This is a genomic window from Enterovibrio coralii (assembly GCF_001559595.1).
Classification (GTDB): Bacteria; Pseudomonadota; Gammaproteobacteria; order Enterobacterales; family Vibrionaceae; genus Enterovibrio; species Enterovibrio coralii.
This window is the reverse complement of record NZ_LNTY01000004.1, coordinates 123837-145826: the sequence shown is the minus strand read 5'-3', so window position 1 is coordinate 145826 and position 21990 is coordinate 123837. Positions and strand designations below refer to the sequence as shown.

The window sequence follows — 21990 nt, the reverse complement described above, 5'->3', positions numbered from 1 at the left end:
TCCGTCTGCAGTTAACGGACAGCTGTCTTCGCTACCCGCCTCTTCCTGAAGCTCTTCAGAAACGAAACGCTGTGAGTGCGTTGCACGCTTCTTCAAATAGCTCCGACATTGGTTATCCGCAATGGCATATAGCCAGCTTCTGAATGCAGCTTCGCCGCGATAGGCATGGATATAACGGTAACTACGTACCAAGGTTTCCTGCAATACGTCATCCGCATCATGAGGACACCCTAACCAAGCCATGCATCGACGATGTAACGGTGACACATAACGAGCAACCAGTTGGTCAAAGTAAGTGCGGGCTTTCGGATGCCCCGCTTGAATCTTCTCGATATGTTCACGCTCACTGTTCTGAAAACAGGTTGAATCCACTGAATGCATGTTAATACCCTCCTGGTATTCGAGTGGTGAACTCAACCTAGCCAATGCTCACCCAACAATCAAACAGTGTTTTCTATTCAAATTTCACGATAATTCAGTTAAAAAACACTGTACAAAATAGACAATACTTGTACAGCGTTTTTATATCAGTGACTTATGAACATCAGTTTTGCACACTGTTCGATTACCCTTCGAAAAGTAGGTTTTTGTTGAGTCTCATTTTTTCTCACTCATGGCACACTTTATTACCTTTCAACAGAAGTCTGACCAGTTAATTGCCGAATTTGCCTAAGTGATTTGGAGGGGGGAAACAGGCCGGAAACCGCGATATTTGGCGGTTTTATATGAAATTGAGGTAATAAAAAACCCGCTCTAGGAGCGGGTTTTTTGAAGGTGTTAGTCAGCGCAATTATGCAGCCGCTTGTTGACCTTCTACTGCAACAGCTTTAACTGGTTTAGTCACGAAAGACAGAACCACAGCCACTGCCAGCATTGCTGCACAGATGGTGTAAGCCATTACGTAGTTGCCAGTCATGTCTACTGCTGTAGCAGCAACAACAGGACCAATGAAACCACTCACACCCCATGCGGTGTAAAGCACGCCGTAGTTACCGCCGTAGTTTTTCAGGCCGTAGTAGTCAGCAGTGATAGAAGGGAATACTGCAAGCAGTGTACCGTAACCAACACCTGCAACAGCCGCACCAACCATCAGAGTGAACTCAGTGTTGTACGTTGCGAACATCATCATGTTGATGCCTTGCATGATGAACGCAAGCATCAGAGTTTTGATACCACCGATCTTGTCAGACAGCATACCTGCTGCAACACGACCGCCAGAGTTGAAGATAGACAGAACAACAACCAAGAACGCTGCTTGAGTCAGGTCAGACTGCTTAACTGCGATAGAAGTGATGTTGCCGATTACCATCAGACCTGCAGAAGACGCCAGCGCGTACATCAGCCACAGTGAGTAGAACTGTGGGGTCTTAACCATTTGTTTCCAACCCATGTTGTTGTCACCTGAGCCTGCTTTAGCTACATAGCCGGCTGGTGCTTCTGGCGTGTAGCCAGAAGGTGGGTTGTTGATGGTGCAAGCCAGTGGAACTGCGATTGCTAGGATACCAACACCCAGGATCAGGAAGCTCTGCTGAACACCGTAGTTTGCGATCAGAGTAGATGTCAGAGGTGCCAGGTAAACCGCAGCCAGACCGAAGCCCGCAGCGATCAGACCGTTAACCATGCCTTTCTTAGAAGGGTGGAACCACTTCATTGCAGCAGGTGACAGACACGCGTAACCGAAACCGATACCACAACCAGTCACAACACCGAAGGTCAGCAACAAAGTCATTGGCGTTGAAGCAAAGCTTGAAATGATCATGCCGATACCAACCATAACGGTACCTAGGATCAGAACTTTACGAGGACCCATACGGTCTTGCAGGTTACCCGCCACCAGCAGAGAAAGTGCAAAACAGATGGTTGCAACGGTGTAAGGCATAGATGCATCAGCGTTCGACCAACCCTGCTCTACCAGTGACTGCTTGATTACAGACCACGCGTACAGGATGCCGATACACATATTGATAAAGAAACCAGCAGCGAGAACGCCCGTAGCTTTGTTCAGTTTATTCATGTTACGACTCAATTAATTCAAGTAAAAAGGGTGTCGCTGGAAAAGCCCCTACGGCAACAGCCCAACCAAAAACCCAAACGACCTAAAACCTATACATTTCAGATGCATAGCCCCTTAAGTAGTTTGGGTATTAAATAATTGTTAGCATTCTTCAAATAAGGTGAGAATGACAGAAGCGCGCGGAGTCTATCAGGGAAAGTGAGCTGGATCAAAATCTAGTTTTGTTTTCTGCAAAAAAAGTTTGCGAAAATGAAAGGTGTTATAGTGGGAAACCCTTCTTGCTCAAAGAAATTAAAGGGTTTCCGGCTTGATGGTGTTGCAATTCACGACGACCAACGCCCAGAAAGTCAGCACAAAAAAGGGCAACAAACGTTGCCCTCTTCTATATAGGTCTGACGACATCTACTTGGTACTTAGCCCTTTAGACTCAATAAACGCTTTCATAAACGGTCTCGCTTCTTTGCCAAGCGTACCGTCAATCTGTTCGCTCCACGTCATTTCCTTGGTACCACCTGTCCGCGTGCGATAGTAGTGTCTGACAATCTCATCGTATTCTGCCAGTTCCTCTTTATCTACTGCTTGGTACTCATCGGTGTGAACGATAAGCGATGCAGGCAAACGAGGTTTCACTTCTGGGTCCTGCGCTGGATAGCCCAGACACAGCCCAAAGAGCGGTGCCACGTAATCTGGCAGATTTAAAAGTGCTGACACCTTATCGGGATTGTTGCGGATGCCGCCAATGTACACGCCACCCAACCCCATCGACTCTGCCGCTGCAAGTGCGTTTTGCGCCATCAACGCCGTATCTATTGCCCCAATGAGCGTTTGCTCTGTAAAGCCTAATTGCGCGTCAGGTTTAATTTGCAGATGACGATTAAAATCGAGGCACCAAACAAAGAACTCCGCAGCGTCAGCCACGTACGCCTGATTCCCCGCGTACTCAGCAAGTAAGCGACGCTTCTCTTTGTCAACGACACGAATGATGCTAGTGCACTGGATGAAACTTGAAGAGGAAGCCGCGCGTGCGCAATCAATAATCACGGCGACTTGCTCTTCTGTTAAAGGCTTGTCTTCAAATTTTCGAATAGAGCGGTGAGCAAGTAACGTTTCTACAACGGGCGTCATAAGGCATCCTTTTCGTTTCTTTGAACAGCCATTATTAGCACTCAAGATGGAAAAGTGAACCTCAATGCTTGCCGATTGCGTTTATTGTGACGGATTATCAATGGCATCAAACACAATCTTTGGCTTTCCAATGCCAAAAGGATGCACCTTCCACAACACCGCATTACTCCCCTTTTGTTTAAAGGGCTTATTCGGTGTGGGTATCTTCTTTATTGAGCAATGTGACCACGACAAACGATGGACAACCCATTGAGAGCAGCCCGCAAGAAACCGGTGCTCTCAATCAAACAGATTCAATCAGGCATTGTCGGCAGTGGCTTTGAATTACTCCATAACCAGAAAATCTGAAACCGCCACTTGGTGACACATTCTATCCAAAATAGAAATCAGTCTTTCTTCACTCAGTGGCAGCGCGTTCCCTTTGATGGAACTCGACTTCATTGCCTGCTTTGCCACTTGCTCAAAGGCTGAATCACATAACCCATACTCACACAGCGAAGGAATTTCCAAACGCTTGAGGATACGTTGCACCCAGATGATGCCGTCACTTGGTTCAGCATTGTGTCTACCTGTCAAAATACACGCTAGCTGGCGATAGCGGTTCAACAGGCTGATCCTGCCGGCATCGCGCGCGGCGAGAATGTTTTCCGCCATCACATATGGCGCAAGCTGTGCGGTTATTACGCCATGTGGCGCATCAAGCATACCGCCCAGTGCTGCCGCTAATCCGTGGGCTGCGCCCAATTTGGCGTTTGATTGCGCATCCCGCCTAGCATTGAGGCAAAGGCCATGTCGGATCGGGCTCTCGGATCATCATCTTCACACGCATGCAAAATGGCAGGGGCTAAACGACGCAGGCCTTCTTCACACACCATGTCCGTCAGCGGGTTCGGATCGCCACAGACGTAAGCTTCCATCAAATGCGTAAATGCATCCATCCCACAACAGGCAGACAGGGTTTTATCCATGCCATACGTTAACGTTGGGTCGATGATGGCCACATCAGGAATGATTTCCGGGTTTCTTAATGCCGCTTTTACGTTTTCTTGCGCGGAAATCAGCACCGCATTGCGTGTGACTTCTGACCCTGTGCCCGCAGTGGTTGGAATCGCGATGCATGGCAGAGGTTTTGCCGTCATGGGCAGCGCGCGCCCGACAACCTCAACATAGTCATAGACGCTGCCTTGGTTGGGAATAAGGCCAGAGAGTGCTTTACCCACATCCATCACGCTGCCACCGCCAATCGCGATGATCATGTCAGGTTTAAACTCACGTCCTCCCGCCACCATTTCTTCGACTTTAGCGATCAGTGGTTCTCCGTGAATTGAAAGCTGCAAGTAACGCATGTTTTGCTGTTTGAGATAACTGAGAAGCGGGGCTGCACGTTGTTCATCTTTGCCCGTGACGACAAGCGCGCTGTAACCAAACTGATTAATCACGGACAGTGAGTTAATCAGTGCGCCCTCGCCAAAAATGATCCTTGTCGCCGTCATGAATTGAAACATGGTATCTCCTTGAATACTGGCCTCAACGTAGAATGGCTTAGACGCATACAGTGAGAATTGATATAGCGCAGTGAACTGCCTTTATTCGGCGTCTGTTTTAAACATGTGTTGAGGCTGTCACAGAGACCATATCGCAGCCTAATTGGTGAAATCAGATGATTGATAGGTTTCTTCGATTGAATTAAAAGATAAAACCTTCTTTCCATAGAAATCAGGTTGGTGCATAGTGACAGCTAAGATTTTCAGGGTGTTGTAGTTCAAGGATTGTTTCTACGGCATCAGTGCAGATAAGAATAGGAAATAAGATTATGTTCGTTGTGATTTTTGGTCGTCCAGGTTGCCCATTTTGTGTTCGCGCTAAAGATTTGGCAGAGAAGCTGAAAACTGAGCGCGACGACTTCAACTACCGCTACGTAGATATCCACGCAGAAGGCATCAGCAAAGCGGATCTGGAGAAGACTGTAGGTAAACCAGTTGAAACTGTGCCACAAATCTTCGTTGACCAAGACCACGTTGGCGGCTTCACAGATTTCGAAGCATATGCAAAAGCAAATCTGGGTCTGTACGAGTAATCGTTTCTGATTCTAAAAAAGCGGCTCAATGAGCCGCTTTTTATTTACCCTTCATTCGGCGTCACTGCTTCTGTTGTCGGCTTTTTCGCTTAAACGACACGTTAGCGAGCATCGAAGCCACTAATATCGCCACACCGCATACGATATCTGACACTGACGGTATCTCTTCAAACGCTATTGCACCAATGACGAAAGAGAGCGGCACAGCCAAGTATAGCAACACGCCCCCCGTTGAAACCTTGGTATATCTGAATCCAACGATAATGAAGTAGTTGTAGGCATTCCCGAATATCGCGGCAGCACCAACAATCCACCATTGGAAAGCCGTCACAGACTCCCACCCCACATGCAATGTCGTCATCGGCAAGGAAACCAAAGCCAAAGGTGCCGCGAGCCAAAACAGCATAAGCTGCGGATTTTCTTCTGAGCCCATTTTCTTATTCAGTACATGTTCCAAGGCCAACATCAACGCCGCGATAACGGGAGCAAAGAAGTCGAGCCCCATGCCTGCTTTAGTCGGCTGATTAATATAGAAGACTGCGCTGAACCCAATGACGCTCGCAACCACGTTCTTTAGGGAAAGCGTTTCCCCTAGAAGAATGACCGCCAAAGGGATAATAAAGAGGGGCTCAGCAAACAAAATGGTAATGACGGTGGCAAAAGGGATGTTCGCAAGCGAATAAAACAAGGCGTAGCAACCAATAAGGTTGAGCAAGAAGCGAATGTAATAAATGCGCTTGTCTTTTATGATCACGCCACGCTTGTAGACATAGATAACGACAGGCAGCAAAATCAGCATGCCAACTAGCCATCGCATAAAGAGCAATTGCCACGTGCCGATGTCTTCGCCTGCGAGCTTGATCAACGCATCCATCGCGGTTGCAGACAACACGGCCAACACCAGCATGATCATCCCTTTTACGTGTGAATGTGACGCCAACACCTCACTCCTTTTTCGTTTTGCCTCTTTCACTTTTAACGCGACGTTAACACACCTTTTTCTCCTTTTCGGCCTCGCGAAGAAGAATTGCAATCAAGATATCTATCCTGCACCTGAATCACGCCATTTTTAACGTCCAAAAAGCAAAATTCCCCACCCTGAATAGCGTTTCAAAATCACCCTTTTTGCTAACATTTTCAGCGTCATAATCAGGTGTAAATTATTCTTCACAATATCCTTTCGACGTTCTGACAAATCCCTGAATTAAAATGCCAAATTTCTCGCATTCTTAAATTACATTTCGCTACAAATGCGTATAATACCCGACCAGAATTTTCCTCCCCCGCACGCGGATAAGTAGTTAAGTGAACATCGACGTAAACACTTTGCTCGTTCAAAACGATATTCTTTTGTTATTTGTCGTTCTTGCTATCGGTTTAACCATTGGCAAGATCCGTATTGGTAGCTTCCAGTTTGGTAACTCAATTGGCGTTCTCGTAACGGCGTTGAGCTTTGGTCATGCCGGTTTTACCTTTAGTCCAGAAGCTCTGAACATTGGCTTTATGCTCTTTATCTTTTGTGTAGGTATCGAAGCGGGCCCTAACTTTTTCGGCATCTTTTTCCGCGACGGTAAGTCCTACCTGATCCTTGCACTGACTGTACTGACAGCTTCAGTCGCCATTACCTTGCTGATGCGTTATCAGTTCGGCGTTGATGGCAGCATTGCAACAGGCATGATGGCAGGTGCATTGACGGCAACACCTGTCCTTGTAGGTGCTAAAGATGCGCTGAATGCAGGCCTAGCAGGTGTTGACTACTCACCACAGCAAATCGCGACCATGATCGACAACCTGAGTGTCGGTTACGCACTGGCCTATCTGGTGGGTTTGGTGAGCCTTATTTTGCTGGCGAACCTGATGCCAAAACTGCAAAAGGAAAACCTTGAGCATTCAGCGCAGAAAATTGCTGCTGAACGCGGCTTGGGGAGTTCATCTCAACGCAAAGTTTATCTGCCAATCATTCGTGCCTACCGTGTGGGTCCAGAACTGATTAACTGGGTAGATGGCCGAAACCTGCGTGAGTTGGGTATTTACCGCCAAACTGGTTGTTACATCGAACGTATTCGTCGTAACGGTATTCTTGCTAACCCAGATGGCGATGCCATCTTGCAAGAAGGCGATGAAATCGCACTGGTAGGTTACCCAGACAGCCATGCGCGTCTTGACCCATCTTTCCGTAACGGTAAAGAAGTATTCGACCGCGACCTGCTTGACCTTCGCGTGGTTGAAGAAGAAATCGTGGTAAAGAACGATGCCATCATTGGTAAGCGTCTTTCTGATCTGAACCTTGCAGAGTACGGCTGTTTCCTTAACCGTGTTGTCCGTGCGCAGATTGAAATGCCAATGGATCACAACATCATGCTGGCGAAAGGTGATGTATTGCAGGTGAGTGGCGAGAAACGCCGCGTAATGGGCCTTGCTGAGCGTATCGGTTTTATCTCGATCCACAGTCAGGTTTCAGACATGCTGGCCTTCTGTTCCTTCTTCATCTTCGGCTTGATTTTCGGTTTGATCACCATGACCTTTGGTGGCATGACCATCGGTTTGGGTAATGCCTCTGGCCTTTTGATTGCTGGTATCTTGCTTGGCTTCTTGCGTGCTAACCACCCTACGTTTGGTTACGTGCCGCAAGGTGCAATCAACATGCTGAAAGAGCTGGGTCTGATGACCTTTATGGTCGGCGTGGGTTTGAGCGCAGGTAGCAACCTGTTGGAATACTTACAGCAGATGGGCTTTACCATTATGCTTGGTGCGCTTGCGGTGAGTGTGGTGCCTGTTATTTTGGCCTACTTGGTGGGTGCGTATGTACTGAATATGAACCGTGCGCTTCTGTTCGGTGCGATTATCGGTGCGCGTACTTGTGCGCCAGCCATGGACATGATTAACCACCACGCACGAAGCACCATCCCAGCACTGGGTTATGCAGGTACTTATGCTATCGCGAACGTTCTTCTTACGTTTGCCGGCACCCTTCTCGTGATCCTGACGTAAAATTTCGTCTCAGTTATCAATCAGCGATATTCAGTCAGCCAATATTCAGCGAACAAAGTTACACTGTTCGCTGAATATTAATAAGTTAGAGCCACCTTTCTCTGAGGCCGTTACCTATGCGAATCCTGATTGTCGAAGATGACCCCCTCTTAAGTCACCACCTAAAAACGGAACTGTCTGAGCTTGGTAACCAAGTTCATTGCGCACCAAACGCCGAAGAAGGCTTGTTTGTCGCTAAAGACTACCCCAATGACATCGCAATCGTGGATCTCGGTTTACCCGACCGTGACGGAATCAGTCTGATCAAAGACATTCGCCGCGCAGGTGTTCGCACCCCTATTCTTATTCTGACAGGCCGTGCAAACTGGCAAGACAAAGTCTCAGGACTTGATGCCGGTGCCGACGACTACCTTGTTAAGCCTTTCCAAAAAGAAGAGTTGGTCGCGAGACTAAACGCCTTGGTTCGCCGCAGTGCAGGCTTCGTAAAACCTGAATTGCGCGCAGACAAAATTGCGATCGATCTGCTGGCGAAGAAAGTGACGGTTGACGACCAACAGGTGGAATTAACGGCGTTCGAGTACGACTTACTGGAATATCTGGTTCGCCATAATCGACAAGTGGTATCGAAACAGCGCTTGTTAGATGTGCTCTACCAAGACCAAGAAGGCGACCCAAACACCATCGAGGTGATGATGAGCCGCTTGCGTAAAAAGCTCACCACTGCCGGACAAGACAACCCGATTTCTACCATTCGTGGACAGGGTTACATTTTCGAACTTAACGTCAGCTAGCCATTCGTATGAAGCCAAAAATGACGCCCCCAATGCACAAACGGGTTATCGCGACGTCCATCTCGATAATCCTTGTGTTCTCAATCGCATTTGGGCTGCTGCTCAATCAGCTTTACATCAAAAGCTACGTCGCACTCTACTCTACTGATCTTGTCACTGCCGTTCCTCACATCGTGGGTGAGCTTCGCAGAGACAGGTTGTTAGAGCTTGCGAAATCTAATATCGCCAGCGCGCCGAAAAAGCTCGACTCTCCTTCTGATTACCTCGCTTTCATTTGTCGACGCGACGACACCGTTTTATGGATGTCTTCGGATGCAAAAGGCAAAGGAATGGATAACATTTGTTCGTCCATTCCTTTCGATATTTCAGAACCGGATCTGGTGACCTACAACGATTTGCCTTACATCGTTCACGTCATCTCTGACGCGACCCAATCAAAGAACGAGAACTTCTTCGTTATTCGCGAAGTCAGCCCTCAGCTTGAAAAGATGTCTGCCATCAAGAGTAAGACATGGTTTTATGTCACCTTGCTCTTCCTAGGCGCGACAGGACTTCTGTATGCCGCGTCCTACTGGAGCTTCAGCCCGTTGCGTAAGCTCGCGGGTGAGCTACACGAGATTGCGGAGTCGCGTCGTGAAAAGCTCGATCAGGATTATCCCTCTGAGCTTGAAGAAGTGACCGAAGCGTTGAACCGTATGATCCAGCTTCGCAAGGAACAAACTCAGCGCTACCGTCATGCTATGGATGATTTGGCGCACAGTCTGAAAAGCCGCTTGGCCGTGACCAATGCTCTGCTTGACGACAGCACGCTGAGCCGTGATGTTCTCAGTAAGCGTATAGTCGAACAGGTCAGCCAAATGGATGACATGGTGCAATATCAGCTGCGTCGCGCTTTGGTCGGTGATCGTGGATTGGTGCGAGAGAAAACAGAACTCAAACCCGTGGTCGATAGCCTGACGGGCATGTTTGCCAAGATTTACGGTGACAAGCCGGTCAAGATCTCGGTGGAAACCACAGCATTGCCATCGTTACCGCTTAATAAAGCGGATTTAACCGAACTACTTGGAAACTTGCTGGAGAATGCTTTCCGCTTCTGTATTAGCGAAATTCGCATCTCGTCGAGAGAAACACTCGAAAGTTATGTCCTTGTGATTGAAGATGACGGTCCCGGTGTGCCAGAAAACGTCAGAGAATCGATTTTCCAACGTGGCGTCCGTGCAGACCAGCTTAATCCGGGCACGGGTATTGGTCTTGCTGTTTGTGATGAAATCGTGCACAGCTATGACGGCCAAATCAAAGCATCGACTTCTTCATTAGAAGGCGCAGCCTTTACCATGACCTTTCCAAAAACACGTTAATCGCTGTCTCTCAATTTGACATGCAAAATGGAAAAACCGCGCACTAAAAGCGCGGTTTTTTATTGATTTCAATACAAAATCCCCGCCCAGCAACTATCTTATTCACTGGCACAGAGTTTGCTCAAGTTTCCATACATGGAGGAATGAGCGCGATAGATGCAACTGATTAAATGGATTGAAGAGCAACGACTTCTCTTAGTCACCCGACTAAGAACCCACTTTGTTCATGCGACCGCATTGTTCATTGCTTTGGCGTGCCTGGTTTGGCTCGTGATACCCCACCCTATCATTCCCGTCGCGGTCGGCATTCTTCCCTTTGCTGTGCTTATCACCATCAGCCAACCTATTCTGCTTGGTCTGTTGTTCATTGCTTTTTCGTTTTTTCGATTACATGAAGCCTTTGCACCGCTCTACTCGCTCAAGATTCCGCTAATGCTCTCTTTGGGAACCTTAACAACACTCGCTTGGCACATTGGTTTTAGTGGAAAAATCAAGATGTTCAATTGCAAAGAGCTAACCAGCTTCTACATCTTTTTTGCATTGGTCACCATTGGCTTGCCTTTGGCAGGGAATTTCGGTGAAGCGTTCGCGTACTTTAAGAATATCTACGTGAAGATTGGGATCATGACACCCGCTTTGGCTTGGCTGCTTACGAGTGTTTCGCATTATCGCCGCGCGCTGACCATGATATCTGTGTCCGGGCTTTGTATTGCGCTCGTCACCAACTACAACAAGATAAACGGTATCGGCATGGTGGAGGAAACCCGTGTCACCGTTGGCCGTGAGCTAGGATCTGTGTTGGGTGACCCCAACGATTTGGCACTTGTGCTTCTCTTTCCTTTCTCTTTTGCCATATCTATCGCCATCACGAATGGTTTACCCAAGAAGACGCGGTTCTTTGGCGCGATTACCGCTGCTGCCTTGTTTATGGCCATTATCGGCACCCAAAGCCGAGGCGGTTTACTAGGGATTATGTCTACATTGGGTGTGATTGCATGGCGACGTGTCCAATCTAAAACGCTGTTGATACTGGGCGGCGGAATATTGATGCTATTCCTGTTTGTCTTCGCGGGGATCAGTGGACGTAAGTCTGGGGGCGCGGCAGAAGAAGGATTAGATGAATCTGCAAAAGGCCGACTCTATGCGTGGGAAGCTGCTTTCTTTATGGCCGTAGACAACCCCATTTCAGGTGTTGGCCTCAACAACTTCTATTTTAACTACTTCTTCTACTCTCCCCATTGGGATGGACTTAACCACGCCGTTCACAGTACGTGGTTTGGGGTTTTGGGAGAAACAGGCTTTGTGGGATTAGCCGCGTTCTTGTATATGACGTTCGTGGTCTTCCGTTCAGCTCAAAAGACCGCAAATATCGTCTCCAAGCACCCTCAAATCTACGATCCGGTTGTTAGGGCTATCAGTGATGGTCTTTACTCCGGTATGGTCGCATTTTGCGTCTCAGGCACCTTCTTAACCCAAGGCTTCACCTGGCCTATATACATTCTTTTGGCCCTCACCGCGGCGGTATCAAACTATGTAAACAACATAGAACGAACACGGGAGAAAACACCGGAGGAACTTGAGGCAGAAGCACGCGCCAAACGGGGCGGGTTAACCGAGCGGCTTCAAGTGGTACCCAACCCCAGAAAGAACAAAGGCCGCCCTAAGGCAGCCTCTGAGAATCCTGATAACGATTAGTCATCCGCGCTGAGCAAATCGTCTTTTGCCGCAATCAGATATTGCCACATTGACCAGTAAGTCAGTGCTGTTGCGATGTAAAGTGCCGCATAGCCGATGTAGATGATGAACTCGCTGTCACGCCAAAGCAGCATGGTGAGTGCGAACATTTGCGCAGCAGTTTTGAATTTCCCCACCCAAGAGACGGCGACGCTGGCTCGCTTACCCAGTTCCGCCATCCACTCACGAAGCGCAGAAATAATCACTTCACGAGCAATCATGGTCGCAGCAGGAATGGTTACCCAAATTGAATGGTAATGCTCGGTGATCAACACCAGTGCGATTGCCACCATGACCTTATCGGCAACAGGGTCGAGAAACGCCCCGAAACGGGTAGTTTGGTCAAGGGTTCGAGCAAGGTATCCGTCCAACCAATCGGTGAAACCAGCAATAACAAAAATAAGCGCAGCGACAAACGCCGACCACTCGTAAGGAAGATAAAACGCGATGACAAAAACGGGAATTAATGCGATGCGTAGAAGAGTCAGAATAATGGGGATGTTCAGTCGCATAGTTGTAATTGTTGGTGAGTAACACCGCTATGGTGGACGAAAGTCATTGCTGTTGCAACGACGAATGAATTTTCTCTGCTAAAACTCTGCTTATTCCAGGCACTTTGGCTATTTCTTCAACAGAAGCGCGTTTAAGCTCCTGAATACCGCCTAAATATTTAAGCAAAGCTTGTCGACGTTTCGGGCCAACCCCTTCGATTTCTTGCAGAACACTGCTCTTACGCGCTTTCGCTCGCTTCGCTCTGTGACCTGAAATCGCATGGTTATGACTCTCGTCTCGGATGTGTTGGATCAGATGAAGAGCAGGTGAATCGGAAGGCATGGAAAACTCCTCCCCCGTCACTTTGATCAGCGTTTCTAGTCCGGGTTTACGTGTGGTGCCTTTGGCAACACCTAGCATCAGCGGGTGCTTCGGCCATTCCGCTAACAGCGGTCTCACCACTTCCCACGCTTTGTTAAGCTGGCCTTTACCACCATCAATCAAGATGATGTCAGGGATCTTTTCAGGATCAGATTGTTTTGCATAACGACGCTCCAAGACTTGCGCCATCGCCGCGTAATCATCGCCGCCCGTAATACCGGTGATATTGTAACGCCGATACTCCTGTTTAACTGGACCGTCCTGATTGAAAACAACACAAGACGCCACGGTTTGCTCACCCATGGTATGGCTGATATCAAAACATTCCATGCGTTTTACCGACTCCAAACCCAGCGTTTCCGTGAGCACATTGAAGCGGTTGTGAATGGTCATCTTGTGGTTAATCTTGCTGGTAAGTGCTGTTGCCGCATTGGTTTGCGCCAGTTTGAGGAAACGTGCGCGGGCACCGCGAGGCTTGCTTTGGATATTGACCTTACGGCCCGCAATCTCTGACAGTGCTTTGCTCAAAGCATCCAGTTCTTCACCTAAATCCTGTCCAAGCAAAATGCTGGTCGGAATGGTGCGACCTTCCGCCTGATTGATATAGAACTGGCCGATAAACGTCGACACCAATTCGTTTAAATCCGTGTCCGCCGGCATTTTCGGGAAATAGCTTCTGCTGCCCAAAACCTTGCCTTGGCGAAGAAACAAGACATGAATACAAGCGATGCCGTTTTCAATCGAGACACCAATGGCATCCAAATCATCATCGCTGTTCTGAGAAACAAACTGTTGCTCTTGAACACGGCGCAATGCTTGGATTTGGTCGCGATATTCAGCCGCTTTCTCAAACGCCAAAGACTGGCTGGCCGCTTCCATTTTCTCCACCAGCGTGGCGATCACTTGTCGGTCCTTCCCTTGCAGGAAAAGGCGCGTGAAATTCACCAACTCGTCATAGTCTTCATCGGAAATGATCCCTTTCACACAAGGGCCCGCACAACGGCCAATCTGATACATCAGACAAGGGCGCGTACGATTGGCATAAACCGAGTCTTCACACTGGCGTACTGGAAAGATTTTCTGAAGAAGATAAAGACTTTGTCGAACCGCCCCTGCATCGGGGAACGGGCCGAAATATTCCCCTTTACGCTTCTTTGCACCACGATGAATGGACAAGCGCGGATGCTTGGCAGCAGAAAGGAAAATATAGGGATAGGATTTGTCATCACGCAGCAGCACGTTGTAGCGTGGCAAGTGCTGCTTGATGAGGTTGTGCTCTAAAATGAGCGCTTCGGTTTCACTGTGAGTGATGGTGACTTCGACATTGGCGATGTTTTTCACCAATGCACGGGTCTTTTCACCCGAAACATTCGTTCTGAAATAGCTCGAAAGACGTTTCTTGAGTGACTTTGCTTTTCCGACATAAATAATTTCACCGGAAGCGTCCATCATTCGATAGACGCCCGGTTTGTCAGAAACTGTTTTTAGAAAGTTTTTAGCATCAAACACAGTGAACAGAAGTAATTAGAGTGTTTCTGTGTCTAGCATACCATGACGAATCGCCAAATGGGTCAACTCTACATCGCCATTGATACCTAGTTTGCTAAACAGTCTGTAGCGGTAACTGTTGACTGTTTTTGGACTGAGGTTCAATTGCTCAGAAATGTCCGTCACTTTTTGACCTTTGGTGATCATCATCATGATCTGAAGCTCACGCTCAGACAGGTTCTTGAACGGATTCTCTGACGCTGGAGAGAACTGACTCAACGCCATTTGTTGCGCGATTTCTGGCGAAATATAACGCTGACCACTATTCACTGCGCGAATAGCATTCACCATTTCACTCGCACCTGCACCTTTTGTAAGGTAGCCAGCCGCTCCTGCTTGCATGACTTTGGTTGGAAATGGATTTTCAGTATGAATTGTAAGAACAATAATCTTGGCGTCGGGGTTATAACGTAGGAGTTTACGCGTGGCTTCCAAGCCACCGATACCAGGCATGTTCATGTCCATCAAGATAATGTCCGCATGATTGCTACGACACCACTTGACTGCTTCTTCACCGCTTTCGGCTTCCCCTACCACTTTAACACCACGTTCGTCTTCGAGAAGACGACGTATCCCTGTGCGAACCAGCTCGTGATCATCTACAAGGAAAACACTAATCAAGCTTGTTTCTCCACTATGATTTTGGCTCGCCATGCGCCACGACGGCGCTCGACTTCGTGCTGCATCTTACTTGAGTTTAACCCAACAATAAAAGTCCGAACACGTTGAATCTGTGTAAGAGTGCATGTTTTTGGTTTTATTACGTCTCGATTGAAACACAGACGTCATAAAAACTAGTCCATCAAACAGCATCTAAAACAAAATTTCAATAACAACATATAGTTATATCAAGCAACTTATTCACACTAAAAATACATGAACATCCAGAAGTCAGGACAAGTGAATGGTCGGAGTTGCTAAATTTCTTCTCGCCCGCGCTTTCCGTTATTCTTTACTTACACATTAGTTGTGACGAGCAGCGAGAGAAAGGAGCGAATCTCAGTGAAATCAGTAGGAATATTACTCTGTGACGATCATTACGAAGACACCATCCCTGTTTACGGACACTATGATGACGCCTTCAAGCGACTGCTCAATACCGAGCAGATTCAGGTCACACAGACGTTCCGCTGTTTTGAAGGTCAATTCCCTCAGCACCCAGATGAATGCGACGTTTGGGCGGTGACAGGCAGCAAATGGGGTGTGTATGAAAGCGACCCGTGGATTGCGACCCTCACTGAATTCATTCGCCTTTGTGACAAACTCCATCAACCCATGCTTGGCATTTGTTTTGGGCATCAAGCAATTCATTATGCGCTGGGTGGTCAAGTAGAGAAATCCGATAAGGCTGGGGTATGGGGCTGTATCCAGTGACGATCACCGAGACGGGTAAAACGCGTTTCACGCAAGATACGCCCTCAAGCCTCGCTTTGCTTGCTGTCCATCAAGATCAGGTACTTTCCCCTGCACCGGCGTTTGTTACCCTCGCGGCCTCGGATTTCTGCCCGCAAGCCATCACAGCGAAAGGCACTCGCATTCTCACCATGCAATGCCACCCAGAGTTCACGGCACCTTTTATCGTTCAGTTACTGGAACGGTTAAGAGAAAAAGCAGGCAATGACACCGTGGATAGCGCGAAAAGGACGGTTGAACACTATGGCGAAGGCGACCGTCAGCGTGTGGTCTCTTTAATCCATCAGTTCATCCGCTCTACCGACAAACAAAGCTAGATTTCTTCTACCTCGCCGTGTTTCACAACATTGTGATTTGCATAACAAAAACCTGCGTTTTCAATATGCAAATCATTTAGACATGGCGTACTCCGTTCTGATTTAACTCACTGAATTCCCGAATGAATAAGATGGCATTCATATTGCAGTTCTCCTCGCACGCAGCCAAGGGGAGTGTTTTCAGATATGAAATTGCCATCATTGAAAAAACCACTGATTTTTGTTGGACCACCATGTTCAGGTGTCAGCCTGATTTCGAATATTGTTTTGCATCACCCTGAGCTGTGTTGGTTAGATGAAAACTTTGAAAAACACCCTACCTCCAATTTCCAGCACAAGCTGTTCAAATACACCAGTGGCTGGCGCGCGAAAGCCAACAAGTTTCCTGCAAAGTCATTGCGCTCGGCCATTGCCAACGATTTCTCGCCGACGCCAACTGAAGCAACCTTGTTTTGGGATTCAATGACACGCGACGACGTAGACTTCTACCGCGGATTTGCTCGTGGCAAACACGCGTCTCCCATGGAGATCTCAGAGATTAAAAAGGTGTTAAGCAACCGAATGGTGACCGCAGAAAAGTCACGTCTGGCGTTGCGCTTTACCGGACCTGCCCGACTTTGCTATTTACAAAGCTTGTTTCCTGACGCCAAGTTTGTGCACGTTGTTCGTGACCCAGCATCGACCGTCAACTCGCTCATGTCGCTAGAGGACTGGGAGTTTCAAGGGAAAAACATGTTGTGGTGGCGCGGCACCTACTCGCTGCAAGAGCTGGCTCAATATGACTTGCTGCGACGTCATGCAGTCGCAGGCACCGCTTTTCAGCTCAACAAACTGCTGCAAACAACAAAACAAGAAATCGACGAGCTTGATTTGGATTTAATGACGGTTAATTACGAAGATTTCGTTGCGAATCCTTCACAAACCTTGCTGAACTTGCTCGAATTTGGGGAACTTGACCCTCATCGCGACGTAGAGCGCGCGATGAAAAGAGCCGATATCCGATGCAGCAACAAGGTGCTGAAAATGCCAGCGACAGACATCAATACGGTATACACCTGGTGCCCAGCCCCTTAAGCTCTTTGCTCATGGCACATAGACATAAAAAAACGCTTCCGAGTGGAAGGCGTTTTCAATTTCATTAGTTAATGTGCTTAAGCAGCATCAACCTTAAAGCGCGTCGCTTTTAATACATAGAACGTGGTATTTACCGTGTTCTTTTTCCGCACCTTCAGTTTCGTGTTCGAAACCTGGGAACTCTTCATCCCATGCTTCCAGTGCTTTCAGGTACTGAATTTGTGGGCTGCTTTCGTTACCGAAGTTCTCACCACCCATCAGCATTGGGATGCCTGGTGGGTAAGGGATCACTGAGTGCGCTGCAACGCGGCCTTCCAGTTTGTCTGAAGGTACTAGCTCTACTTCGTTCGCAACGATGTGTTGGTAAGCAGTACGTGGTTTCAGTTCAACTTCTGGCAGTGTTGAGTATGCTTCGTTCAGTACTTGTGCTGGGTTGTGACGAACCAGGTATTGGAACATACGGTCACCCAGATCACGCAGGCCAAGGCCTTTGTACACTTCTGGTGCGCTTTCAACCAGTTCAGGAAGAATCGTTTCCAGAGATGCGTTTTTGTCGTAGTGACGTTTGAACGACAGCAGTGTGTTAACCAAGGTATCGCGTTTACCTTTAGTAATACCCATTGAGAACAGGAACATTACTTGGAAGTCAGTAGTACGTGTTGGAACGATACCGAAACGACCCAGATATGCGCTAACCAGTGCTGCAGGTACACCTTGATCCAGGAAGTTACCTTTGTCATCCAGACCCGGAGTTAGCAGGCTAACTTTGATTGGATCCAGCATACACCAGTCGTTGTCCATGTTTTCGAAGCCATGCCATTTGTCTTCTGGGTGCAGTTTCCAGTTTTCTTGAACTGTCATCAGAGACTCAACAGACGCATCTTCGAACTTCACTTTGTCGCCGTTGGTTTCAGTTACAACCTCAGCATTCCAAGGTTTGAAGAACCAATCACCGTCTGCAGTGTAGTCGTTGAACAGTTTACGTACGCTTTGACGGAAGATAACCGCTTCACGAATCACTTCATTCGTCAGAGACAGACCGCTTTGGCCTTTCATCATGTTCGCTGCAACGTCGTTTGATGCACAGATTGCATACAGTGGCGATGTTGAAGTGTGCATCATGTACGCTTGGTTGAAGCGATCGAAGTCGATTGCGTCTTCACCGTTACGAACGTGAATGTATGATGCTTGAGACAGCGCATTCAACAATTTGTGGGTTGAGTGAGTCGCGAATACTGTTGGACCTTTGTGGTCTTTCGCGTCACCACGCATTGCGAAGTGGCCTTGGTACACTGGGTTAAAGCGAGCATAACCAAACCACGCTTCATCCATGTGAATGCGGTTAGAGCTTTCAGACAGCAGAGACTCTGCATTTTCTGAGTTGTAAACCATACCGTCGTAAGTACAGTTGGTCACTACTGCGTATTTTGGTTTTTTGTTTTTCGCATCTTTGGTCATTTTGCCTTCTGCAATCATCTTCTCGATGTTCGCAGCAGCCATGGTTGATTTGCTGATAGGACCAATGATGCCGTAGCAGTTACGTGTTGGTGCCATGTAAACAGGGCGAGCACCCGTCAGGATCAGGCCTTGTTCGATGGATTTGTGACAGTTACGGTCGATGATAGCAATGTCGTCATCTTTCAAACACGCTTGCATGATGGTGCGGTTAGAACCAGAAGTACCAACGATGCCAGAGTAAGATTCGTGAGCACCGAATACTTTAGCAGCTTCTACTTCACTGTCTTTGAATGCGCCAGTGTGATCTAGCAGTGAACCCAGAGCGGCACGCTCGATACCCATATCGGTACGGAACAGGTTTTCACCGTAGAACTGGTGGAATTGGTTACCCGCTGGGGTTTTGGTGAAGCCGATACCACCTTGGTGGCCTGGAGCAGACCATGAATACTCGTGGATATCGTTGTACTGCATCATTGCTTTCATCAATGGTGGCAGTACTTGTTCGCGGTAGCGTTTCATTGCAGCAACGATACGGCCAGCAACGAAATCAGCGGTGTCTTCCAGTACAGAGTAACATTCGTCAACACGTTCCATCAGTTTGCGGTTTGCAAGGATTGAGGTACGTGCACGTTCTGCCAGCAGGAATACAGGCACTTCAGATTGACGATCTTTCAGTGTATTCAGCAGATCGATTTCTTCTTCAGAGTGAACGATTTGTTCTTCAGACTTATCCAGAGTCAGTACGAGGCTGTCGATTTGTGACGCAAGATAACTGCTTTTGCATCTTCGTACGATTTTGCAGTAACGATATCAATTGTACGTTGAGTCAGTTCTGCAATCAGAGCTTGAGTTGTACGAGCAGCATAGCTGCTTGGTTCGATATTTTGCGGCTCTACGACCAGAGTGCGCATTTTGCTGAAGTTGTTGCTCATAATAATTACTACCTGTGGTAATTTTCTAATTTCAGCGTCAACGCTTTGGATGGCTAATTTATCGAAAAAATAAATAAGTCAGGCAGGTTGGTTAACGTTATTTCTTTTTGAGTGGCGATGGTATCGTTCGCCTTTCTCAGATTCTTGGTTAATCAAATGACCAGCTTCAACGACAGGAGAATAATTAAAGCCAGCCATTTGATTAAATTTGTTACTTCATAATTTCTTTAGTGACATTTATATCGGGGAGATGATGTCGCTTTTAATTATGCTTTTACTTCTGTTTTAACTTCTGAATCAGTGCTTACATCTCGTGCCGCGATAAAGCCGTAGAAGATATAACCGAACAGAGTCAGGATGGTACCGCCGAATACTGCTTCCGCACCGCAAGCATATACACCGTAGATACTGTAGATAACACCCAAGGTACCCACTGTCGCACCGAGGCGGTATTGCGCTGGAGATACTTTGTTTTTACGCAGCATCACTTCCAGACCAGTCATAGACAGGATGTAAGGCACCATGTTTACGAATACTGCTAGGTTGAGTAGTGCGTTGAACTGATTCACCAAGTTTGGAGAAATTGTCATCACTGCAAGCGCAAGTTCTGCTGCAAGCATGATGAGCATACCCATGATTGGCGCGCCCGCTTTGTTAGTTTTTGCGAACACTTTAGGGAACAGACCTTCATCAGCCGCTGCTTTTGATACTTGAGCGTTAGTGAACTGCCAACCCAGTAGAGAACCGATACATGCAATAACCGCTGCCAGAGTAACCACGTTACCGACTGTTGGGTTGAACATGTGGCTGAATACTAGACCAAATGGTGCAGTTGAATTAGCCAGTTCTGCGTTAGGAATAATACCTTGGATTACAGTGGTAGACAGGATGTAAACAATCGCTGCGAAACCTGTACCGAACAGTACTGCTAGAGGTACGTTACGCTCTGGGTTTTCTACTGCGTCTGAGTTTGCACCCGCTGATTCAATACCCAGGAATGCCCACAATGTCAGTGCAATACCGGAAGATACTGAGTGCATAGTTGTATCGTGGTGTGGGTTCCAAGCCGACATGAAGGTTTGTGGATCGAACCACCACCAGCCGATGATAGATAGGCCCAATACTGGCAGGATAATACCCCATACGGTGAACGACGAGATTTGGCCGGTAATTTTTGGACCACCAAAGTTAGCAACCATGGTCAGAACAAGAATTGCCACAACACCGAAGAAAGTGTGCATTGGGGTGTTTAGCCATGGCATAAACGGTTTGATGTAACCTACCGCTGAAACTGCAATTGCCACACAGCTAATAACCAAACATACGTAATATGTGTATGAGGAAATAAAGAAGGAAGATTTCCCGTGCGCTTCTTCTGAGTAGCTGACATGCCACCAGAACGCTTACAGAAGGCACCACATTTCGCAAAGGTATATGCAATACACATTGCACCGGCTGCGGTAATAACCCAAGAGAGAAGAGAAATCGTTCCGACCTGCGCCAAACTCGCTGGCAGCATAATAATACCGGAGCCCATCATATTTACAGCAACGAGAACGGTTAGTCCAACCAATCCCATTTTTTTACTACTGGCATCTGAAGACATTAATTTAACCCTCAATTCAGACGAGATAGACAAATACACTTAATTTATTAAATAGCTAATGCCGATTCCGTGGCGACTGTATTTTTTAAAGGGCTTAATTTGATATTGGTGATAATTCAGAAATAACTAATCTGCTCTTACTACAGCAATATTCACAATGGATATTTCGTGTGAACGCATCCATTAATGAATATGTTTTTCTTCATTAAAAACATATTCATTAAATCGTTTAGACCGTGTCGCTCTATTCGATGGAGGCTATTTTTCTCCTTTTTCGATTTTTTTAAACCCCTAAAAATGCAATCATCCGTTTCACTAATCTGTTTCTTCGCTAGCATGTAAATCACTATTCATTAGCATCTTAGTGATTACTAACCTGATAATTTCACCTCACCAGAATCGTGACACACGTCACACAATAAAGCTAAATCAATAACTTAGCGAACATATTTTCCTGTTCTGGTTAGATACCAAAATTTTCGAAAACGTTTTCGTCAAATTAATGAATACGCACTATTTATGGAGATCCATGCATTTGCGAAATTTATGGATTTTGTTTGTAGATGGGAACTTTCCCACTGGTAAGACATCTTTGGCATGGTCTATGCGCAAAGATTGACCGCTCAAAATACATCAAATGCATATTCGGCCATTCATCTCATTGTTTTCTCGTTACTCT

General features: G+C 47.2%; 15 protein-coding genes and 3 pseudogenes. 8 read left to right on the top strand and 10 right to left on the bottom strand.

Features of this window, described 5'->3' with window-relative positions; genetic code table 11:
- The 4 genes and pseudogenes from ATN88_RS00730 to ATN88_RS00715 form a co-directional block, all read right to left on the bottom strand.
- A partial coding sequence (locus ATN88_RS00730) for an RNA polymerase sigma factor (RefSeq protein ID WP_067409918.1) occupies positions 1-381 on the bottom strand: 381 nt, incomplete at its 3' end.
- A 409-nt stretch (positions 382-790) separates the two neighbouring features.
- Positions 791-2014 (bottom strand): L-lactate MFS transporter, encoded by a 1224-nt coding sequence (locus ATN88_RS00725; RefSeq protein ID WP_067409916.1) that lies wholly within the window; start codon positions 2012-2014, stop codon positions 791-793.
- A 402-nt stretch (positions 2015-2416) separates the two neighbouring features.
- A complete protein-coding gene (nfsA, locus tag ATN88_RS00720; RefSeq protein ID WP_067409913.1) occupies positions 2417-3139 on the bottom strand; it encodes an oxygen-insensitive NADPH nitroreductase in 723 nt (240 codons plus the stop codon).
- A 324-nt stretch (positions 3140-3463) separates the two neighbouring features.
- Positions 3464-4644: pseudogene (locus tag ATN88_RS00715) on the bottom strand (iron-containing alcohol dehydrogenase).
- Between the two features lie 308 nt (positions 4645-4952).
- On the opposite strand from ATN88_RS00715, the gene ATN88_RS00710 reads away from it, so the two are divergent.
- Positions 4953-5216 carry a GrxA family glutaredoxin gene (locus ATN88_RS00710; RefSeq protein WP_067409909.1) on the top strand — a complete coding sequence of 88 codons (264 nt, stop codon included), beginning with the start codon at positions 4953-4955 and terminating at the stop codon, positions 5214-5216.
- A gap of 61 nt (positions 5217-5277) precedes the next feature.
- Here ATN88_RS00710 and ATN88_RS00705 read toward each other — a convergent pair whose 3' ends face one another.
- Positions 5278-6156 carry a DMT family transporter gene (locus ATN88_RS00705; RefSeq protein WP_157490626.1) on the bottom strand — a complete coding sequence of 293 codons (879 nt, stop codon included), beginning with the start codon at positions 6154-6156 and terminating at the stop codon, positions 5278-5280.
- 365 nt (positions 6157-6521) lie between these two features.
- Here ATN88_RS00705 and ATN88_RS00700 point away from each other — a divergent pair, with 365 nt between their 5' ends.
- The 4 genes from ATN88_RS00700 to ATN88_RS00685 all read left to right on the top strand — a co-directional run bounded on the left by ATN88_RS00700 (position 6522) and on the right by ATN88_RS00685 (position 12051).
- On the top strand, positions 6522-8207 hold the full coding sequence (locus ATN88_RS00700) for an aspartate:alanine antiporter (protein ID WP_067409900.1): 1686 nt from the start codon (positions 6522-6524) through the stop codon (positions 8205-8207).
- 116 nt (positions 8208-8323) lie between these two features.
- The gene (locus ATN88_RS00695; RefSeq protein WP_067409899.1) at positions 8324-8998 is read left to right on the top strand and encodes a response regulator; all 675 of its coding nucleotides are present in this window, start codon (positions 8324-8326) and stop codon (positions 8996-8998) included.
- Positions 8999-9006: 8 nt separating this feature from the next.
- The gene (locus ATN88_RS00690) at positions 9007-10356 is read left to right on the top strand and encodes an ATP-binding protein (protein ID WP_067409898.1); all 1350 of its coding nucleotides are present in this window, start codon (positions 9007-9009) and stop codon (positions 10354-10356) included.
- 156 nt (positions 10357-10512) lie between these two features.
- On the top strand, positions 10513-12051 hold the full coding sequence (locus tag ATN88_RS00685; protein ID WP_083539382.1) for an O-antigen ligase family protein: 1539 nt from the start codon (positions 10513-10515) through the stop codon (positions 12049-12051).
- Here ATN88_RS00685 and pgsA read toward each other — a convergent pair.
- The 3 genes from pgsA to uvrY are packed head-to-tail and all read right to left on the bottom strand — an operon-like array spanning position 12048 to position 15132.
- Positions 12048-12602 carry a CDP-diacylglycerol--glycerol-3-phosphate 3-phosphatidyltransferase gene (gene pgsA / locus ATN88_RS00680; protein ID WP_067409897.1) on the bottom strand — a complete coding sequence of 185 codons (555 nt, stop codon included), beginning with the start codon at positions 12600-12602 and terminating at the stop codon, positions 12048-12050. The two genes, ATN88_RS00685 and pgsA, sit on opposite strands and share 4 nt — an antisense overlap.
- Before the next feature lie 43 nt (positions 12603-12645).
- Positions 12646-14481, bottom strand: a complete 1836-nt coding sequence (uvrC, locus tag ATN88_RS00675) for an excinuclease ABC subunit UvrC (RefSeq protein WP_198158301.1) — start codon at positions 14479-14481, stop codon at positions 12646-12648.
- A 6-nt stretch (positions 14482-14487) separates the two neighbouring features.
- Positions 14488-15132 (bottom strand): UvrY/SirA/GacA family response regulator transcription factor, encoded by a 645-nt coding sequence (gene uvrY / locus ATN88_RS00670; protein ID WP_067409937.1) that lies wholly within the window; start codon positions 15130-15132, stop codon positions 14488-14490.
- Between the two features lie 381 nt (positions 15133-15513).
- Here uvrY and ATN88_RS26395 point away from each other — a divergent pair, with 381 nt between their 5' ends.
- From ATN88_RS26395 to ATN88_RS00660, 3 genes are all read left to right on the top strand, one after another.
- Positions 15514-15885: a glutamine amidotransferase-related protein gene (locus ATN88_RS26395; protein ID WP_232312653.1), complete on the top strand. Its 372-nt coding sequence runs from the start codon at positions 15514-15516 to the stop codon at positions 15883-15885.
- Entirely contained in the window at positions 15867-16241 is a 375-nt protein-coding gene (locus ATN88_RS26390; protein ID WP_232312652.1) for a hypothetical protein, read from the top strand. The genes ATN88_RS26395 and ATN88_RS26390 overlap by 19 nt, the downstream gene beginning before the upstream one ends.
- Positions 16242-16427: 186 nt before the next feature.
- The gene (locus ATN88_RS00660) at positions 16428-17315 is read left to right on the top strand and encodes a sulfotransferase (RefSeq protein WP_067409896.1); all 888 of its coding nucleotides are present in this window, start codon (positions 16428-16430) and stop codon (positions 17313-17315) included.
- Between the two features lie 93 nt (positions 17316-17408).
- Here the strand turns inward: ATN88_RS00660 and adiA are convergent.
- Together adiA and potE are read right to left on the bottom strand one after the other, a co-directional pair.
- Positions 17409-19705 (bottom strand): annotated as a pseudogene (adiA, locus tag ATN88_RS00655) (arginine decarboxylase).
- 266 nt (positions 19706-19971) lie between these two features.
- A pseudogene (gene potE, locus ATN88_RS00650) lies at positions 19972-21311 on the bottom strand (putrescine-ornithine antiporter).
- Between the last annotated feature and the right edge of the window lie 679 nt (positions 21312-21990).